Annotated in this window: 5 protein-coding genes and 1 pseudogene; all 6 read left to right on the top strand. The window is 72.4% G+C overall.

Annotated features, from left to right (window positions below; translation table 11 throughout):
• Positions 1 to 359, top strand: a pseudogene (locus ACTIR_RS21410) (hypothetical protein); the annotation flags it as partial.
• Positions 360 to 631: 272 nt separating this feature from the next.
• Positions 632 to 2314, top strand: a complete 1683-nt coding sequence (locus ACTIR_RS0103250) for a nitrite/sulfite reductase (protein WP_026453208.1) — start codon at positions 632 to 634, stop codon at positions 2312 to 2314.
• On the top strand, positions 2311 to 2484 hold the full coding sequence (locus ACTIR_RS27375; RefSeq protein WP_084789297.1) for an Insertion element protein: 174 nt from the start codon (positions 2311 to 2313) through the stop codon (positions 2482 to 2484). The genes ACTIR_RS0103250 and ACTIR_RS27375 overlap by 4 nt, the downstream gene beginning before the upstream one ends.
• Entirely contained in the window at positions 2481 to 3185 is a 705-nt protein-coding gene (locus ACTIR_RS0103245; RefSeq protein ID WP_026453207.1) for a phosphoadenylyl-sulfate reductase, read from the top strand. The genes ACTIR_RS27375 and ACTIR_RS0103245 overlap by 4 nt, the downstream gene beginning before the upstream one ends.
• Positions 3186 to 3225: 40 nt before the next feature.
• The gene (gene cysD / locus ACTIR_RS0103240; protein ID WP_026453206.1) at positions 3226 to 4146 is read left to right on the top strand and encodes a sulfate adenylyltransferase subunit CysD; all 921 of its coding nucleotides are present in this window, start codon (positions 3226 to 3228) and stop codon (positions 4144 to 4146) included.
• On the top strand, positions 4146 to 5426 hold the full coding sequence (locus tag ACTIR_RS0103235; RefSeq protein WP_026453205.1) for a sulfate adenylyltransferase subunit 1: 1281 nt from the start codon (positions 4146 to 4148) through the stop codon (positions 5424 to 5426). The genes cysD and ACTIR_RS0103235 overlap by 1 nt, the downstream gene beginning before the upstream one ends.
• Positions 5427 to 5495: the final 69 nt, after the last annotated feature.

Raw genomic sequence — 5495 nt, 5'->3', positions numbered from 1 at the left:
CCACCGTCGCCGTCGCCGGAGCCGACGGCGGGAGCTCCCCCGACGACGGGGCCTCCCCCGACGGCGGGGCCGCACCCGGCACGGCCGTGCCGCTGCGCCCGATCGGGGGAAATCAGCTGCACGGCGACGGGACGGACGCACTCGTGTTCGGCCACGACTACTCGATCCCCGACCTGGAACGCTGGGAGACGTGGGAACTCGCGGGCACACTGCGGGACGGGGGGATCGTTCCGGACCATCGGCGGGGCGCACCGGACGCCGAGCTCGCCCCGCTCGGGCTGTGGCAGCGGATCCGCGCACAACACCGCCTGGCCTCCCGGTGCAAGCGGGGCATTGTGGCAGCCGACAAGCACCGGTGAGGCCGGCTTCCCAGTATGCGGGCACAGCTGGACGGGCCCGCCCCGTGCTGGAACCGTGAGCTCCGTGAGTTCAGCGGGAGTGTCCCTCGTCGTGCGGCGCCACGTCGACTTCCTGCGCGTCTCCAGCAGCCTCTGCCGGCGCTGACCGCGCGCCGTCCACTCTTCTCTTCCCGGACACCGGCGCCGACGTACGGCGAGCCGAACTCCCCGCCCACGGGGCTCCCGTCGCGTCGCGGCGCCGGGTGCGGACCACCCGTTCCCGGAGGACATCGATGGCCTCGAACGCAGGCAGTTCCACGAGACCCCGGCGGCCCCGCGGCGAGGGCCAGTGGGCCCTGGGCCACCGCGAGCCGCTCAACCCGAACGAACGATCCAAGAAGGACGGCCCGCCGCTGGACGTGCGGGCCCGGATCGAGAACATCTACGCCCCGGGCGGGTTCGACTCGATCGACCCGGGCGACCTGCGTGGCCGGTTCCGCTGGCTCGGCCTCTACACCCAGCGCCGACCCGGGATCGACGGCGGCAGGACCGCCACGCTCACCCCCGAGGAGCTCGACGACCGGTACTTCATGCTGCGCGTGCGCATCGACGGCGGGGCCCTGACCACCGGGCAGCTGGCCCTGCTCGGCGAGCTGTCCCGGACCTACGCCGCCGACACCGCCGACATCACCGACCGGCAGAACATCCAGTACCACTGGATCCGCATCGAGGACGTCCCCACGATCTGGCGCAGGCTGGAGGACGCGGGCCTGACCACCATGGAGGCCTGCGGCGACAGCCCCCGGGTGATCCTCGGCTCGCCGGTCGCGGGCATCGCCGCCGACGAGGTCGTGGACGGCACCCCGGCCATCGAGGAGATCCACCGCCGCTACATCGGTGCCCCCGAGTTCGCGAACCTGCCCCGCAAGTTCAAGACCGCGATCTCCGGACAGCCCGACGTCGCACACGAGATCCACGACGTGGCCTTCGTCGGGGTGGAGCACCCCGAGCACGGGCCCGGGTTCGACCTGTGGGTCGGCGGGGGCCTGTCCACCAACCCGATGCTCGGCGTGCGGCTGGGCGCGTGGGTCCCCCGGGACGAGGTCCCGGACGTCTGGGCGGGCGTGGTCGGTGTCTTCCGGGACTACGGCTACCGGCGGCTGCGCTCCCGGGCCCGGTTGAAGTTCCTGGTCAAGGACTGGGGGCCGGAGCGGTTCCGGGAGGTCCTGGAGACCGGGTACCTGCACCGCGGGCTCGTCGACGGCCCCGCCCCGGAGGTCCCCGGGACTCCGGTCGACCACGTCGGGGTGCACCGCCAGACCGACGGCACCTTCTACGTCGGCGCGACACCGGTGGCCGGTCGGACCTCCGGCTCGATGCTGATCGCGGCGGCCCGGGCCGCCGAACGCGCGGGCTCGTCCCGCGTCCGGCTGACACCGCAGCAGAAGCTCGTCGTCCTCGACGTGCCCGGTTCCGAGGTCGAGGGCCTGCGCACCGCGCTGGCCGACGCCGGACTGCACGCGGCCCCGTCGCCCTGGCGGCGCGGGGTCATGGCGTGCACCGGGATCGAGTTCTGCAAACTCGCCATCGTCGAGACCAAACAGCGGGCGGCCGACCTGGTGGCCGACCTGGAGAAGCGGCTCGCCGACCTGCAGGACGGACTGGACCACCCGGTCAGTGTCCACCTCAACGGCTGCCCGAACTCCTGCGCCCGCATCCAGGTCGCCGACATCGGGCTGAAGGGCCAGATCGTCACCGACGCCGAGGGCAGGCAGGTCGAGGGCTTCCAGGTGCACCTCGGTGGTGGCCTCGGCGCCGACGCGGGCTTCGGCCGTAAACTACGCGGGCACAAGGTCACCGCCGCCGAGCTGACCGAGTACGTGGAACGCGTCGTCCGCAACTACCACGCGGGCCGCGCCGACGGCGAACGGTTCGCCCGGTGGGCCGCGCGGGCGGAGGAGGCTGAGCTGAGGTGAGTGAGTCGGCGACCGGGCGGGCGCCCGTACGCTCCGCACCGCTGCACTGCCCGTACTGTGGCGACGAGGATCTTCGACCGGAGGGGGAGACGGCCTGGATGTGTGCCGCGTGCCGGAGGGTGTTCTCGGTGACCTTGCTCGGTCTCTCGATCCCGGAGGTGACACGGTGAGCGGGTCCCGGACCCCCGACCAGCTCGAGGCCCTGGCGACCGGGGCGTCGCGACGGCTGGCCGACGCGACCGCGGAGCAGGCACTGCGCTGGGCGGTCGAGGAGTTCGGCGACGACCTGATCGTCGCCTCGAACATGCAGGACGCGGTGCTGATCGACGTGGCCACCCGGGTCAAGCCGGACGTCGACGTGCTGTTCCTGCAGACCGGGTACCACTTCGCCGAGACCCTCGGCACCCGGGACGCGGTGGCCGCGGCCTACCCGGACATCCGGGTGGTCGAGGCCCACCCGGAGCAGACCGTCGCCGAGCAGGACGCCGAGTACGGCCCGAAGCTGCACGACCGTGACCCGAACCGTTGCTGCCACCTGCGGAAGGTGCTGCCGCTGCGCGCGACGCTGGCGGACTACTCGTGCTGGGTCACCGGCGTCCGTCGGGCCGACGCCCCCACCCGGGCCGACACCCCGATCGTGACCTGGGACGAGCGCAACGGACTGGTCAAGGTCAACCCCCTCGCGGCCTGGACGGACGAGGAGTTCGACGACTATATCGAGCGGCACGGGATCCTGCGCAACCCGCTCGTGGCCGAGGGGTACCTCTCGATCGGATGCGCGCCGTGCACCGCGAAGGTGGCGCCGGGGGCCGACCCGCGCAGCGGCCGCTGGGCGGGCTCGGCGAAGACCGAATGCGGCCTGCACGCCTGAACCTGTCGGACGAACCGACGCGCGTCGAGGAAGGGACGTCATGACCATTGCGCAGTCCGCGACCGACGCGGCCCGGGACCACCTGGCCGCACTCGAGTCGGAGGCGGTGCACATCTTCCGCGAGGTCGCGGGCGAGTTCGATCGTCCCGTGATCCTGTTCTCCGGGGGCAAGGACTCCACACTCCTGCTGCACCTGGCCATCAAGGCGTTCCACCCGGCGCCGGTGCCGTTCCCGTTGCTGCATGTGGACACCGGGCACAACTTCGACGAGGTCCTCCGGTTCCGGGACCACGTGGTCGAGAAGTACGGCCTGCGGCTGATCGTCGCCCGGGTGCAGGACTACCTCGACGACGGCAGGCTGACCGAACGCCCGGACGGGACCCGCAACCCGTTGCAGACCCAGCCGTTGCTGGACGCCATCGCGGACAACCGGTTCGACGCGGTGTTCGGCGGCGGCAGGCGCGACGAGGAGCGGGCGCGGGCCAAGGAACGCATCTTCAGTCTGCGTAACGCCTTCGGCCAGTGGGACCCGCGCAGGCAGCGGCCGGAACTGTGGAACCTCTACAACGGCAGGCACCGTGCCGGTGAGCACGTGCGGGTGTTCCCGCTGTCCAACTGGACCGAGGCGGACGTGTGGAACTACATCGCCCGCGAGCGCGTCGAACTGCCGTCGATCTACTACGCGCACACACGCGCGGTGTTCCGCCGGGACGGCATGTGGCTCACCGAGGGCCCGTGGGGCGGGCCCCGGGAGGGCGAGGAGGTCCACGAGCTGACGGTGCGCTACCGCACCGTCGGCGACGGGTCGTGCACGGGCGCGGTCGAGTCGGACGCCGCCACCGTCGAGGAGGTCGTCGCCGAGGTCCTCGCCAGCAGGCTCACCGAACGCGGGGCCACCCGCGCCGACGACCGGCTCTCCGAAGCCGCCATGGAGGACCGCAAGCGGGAGGGGTACTTCTGATGTCGAGCCTGCTGAGGCTGGCCACCGCGGGCAGCGTGGACGACGGCAAGTCGACGCTGGTGGGGCGGCTGCTGTACGACACCAAGTCGGTCCTGGCCGACCAGCTCGACGCCGTGCAGCGCGCGAGCGTCGACAAAGGACTGTCCACACCGGATCTGTCGCTGCTCGTCGACGGGTTGCGGTCGGAGCGCGAGCAGGGCATCACGATCGACGTGGCCTACCGCTACTTCGCCACCCCCCGGCGCAGCTTCGTACTCGCCGACACCCCCGGGCACGTGCAGTACACCCGCAACACCGTCACCGGTGCCTCCACGGCACAGCTCGCGGTGCTGCTGGTGGACGCGCGCAACGGCGTGGTGGAACAGACGAAGCGGCACGCGGCCGTGCTCGCCCTGCTCGGCGTGCCCCGCCTGGTCCTGGCGGTGAACAAGGTCGACCTCATCGGCTACGACGAGGCCGCGTTCACCGTGATCGCCAAGGAGTTCGCCGCGCACGCGACCTCGCTGGGCTACGCCGAGGGATCGGTGCTGACCGTGCCGGTGTCGGCGCTGCACGGGGACAACGTCGCCACCCGCTCGGCGAACACGCCGTGGTACGACGGTCCGACACTGCTGGAGCACCTGGAGACCGTGCCGGTGGCGCCGGACCCGCACGAGGCCGCGTTCCGCTTCCCGGTGCAGTACGTGATCCGCCCGCGCACCGCCGAGCACCCCGACTACCGCGGCTACGCGGGGCAGATCGCCGCGGGCACGGTGCGGCCGGGCGACGAGGTGGCCGTGCTGCCGGAGGGCCTGCGCAGCACCGTGGAACGGGTGGACACCCCGGACGGCCCGGTGGCGGAGGCGGGCGCGGGCGCCTCGGTCACCGTCCTGCTGCGCGACGACCTGGACATCGCCCGCGGCGACCTGCTCGCCTCGGCCGAGCACCGCCCCACCGTGACCGACGAGCTGACCGCCACCCTGTGCTGGTTGTCCGCGAAGACCCTCGACCACGGGACGAGGGTCCTTGTCAAGCACGGCACCCGCACGGTGCAGGCGATCGTCGACGGGCTCGTCTCCCGGTTCGACGAGCAGGCACTGTCCACGGTGGATGAACCGGGGAAGCTGGAGCTGAACGAGATCGGCAGTGTCCGGCTGCGGCTGGCCGAGCAGCTGGCGGTGGACCACTACACCGACAGCCCCCGCACCGGCGCGTTCCTGGTGCTCGACCCGGGCAGCGGGGACACCCTCGCGGCAGGACTCGTCGGGGAACGGTTCCGTGCGCTCGCGGGCGGTGCCTGACGCGCCGGGGCCGTCGGACGTCGGCGGCCCCGCACTCGTGGCGGTGGCCCACGGCAGCCGGGATCCGCG

Origin of the sequence: Saccharomonospora iraqiensis subsp. iraqiensis (assembly GCF_000430445.1) — a bacterium.
Taxonomy (GTDB): Bacteria; Actinomycetota; Actinomycetes; order Mycobacteriales; family Pseudonocardiaceae; genus Saccharomonospora; species Saccharomonospora iraqiensis.
Note: the sequence above shows the minus strand (reverse complement) of the source record. Positions and strands in the feature narration are given on the sequence as shown.

Bases quoted from the DNA above. Each gene is read 5' to 3' on its own strand.
- ACTIR_RS0103250 (WP_026453208.1), top strand. From the start codon at position 632: ATGGCCTCGAACGCAGGCAGTTCCACGAGACCCCGGCGGCCCCGCGGC.
- ACTIR_RS0103235 (WP_026453205.1), top strand. From the start codon at position 4,146: ATGTCGAGCCTGCTGAGGCTGGCCACCGCGGGCAGCGTGGACGACGGC.
- cysD (WP_026453206.1), top strand. From the start codon at position 3,226: ATGACCATTGCGCAGTCCGCGACCGACGCGGCCCGGGACCACCTGGCC.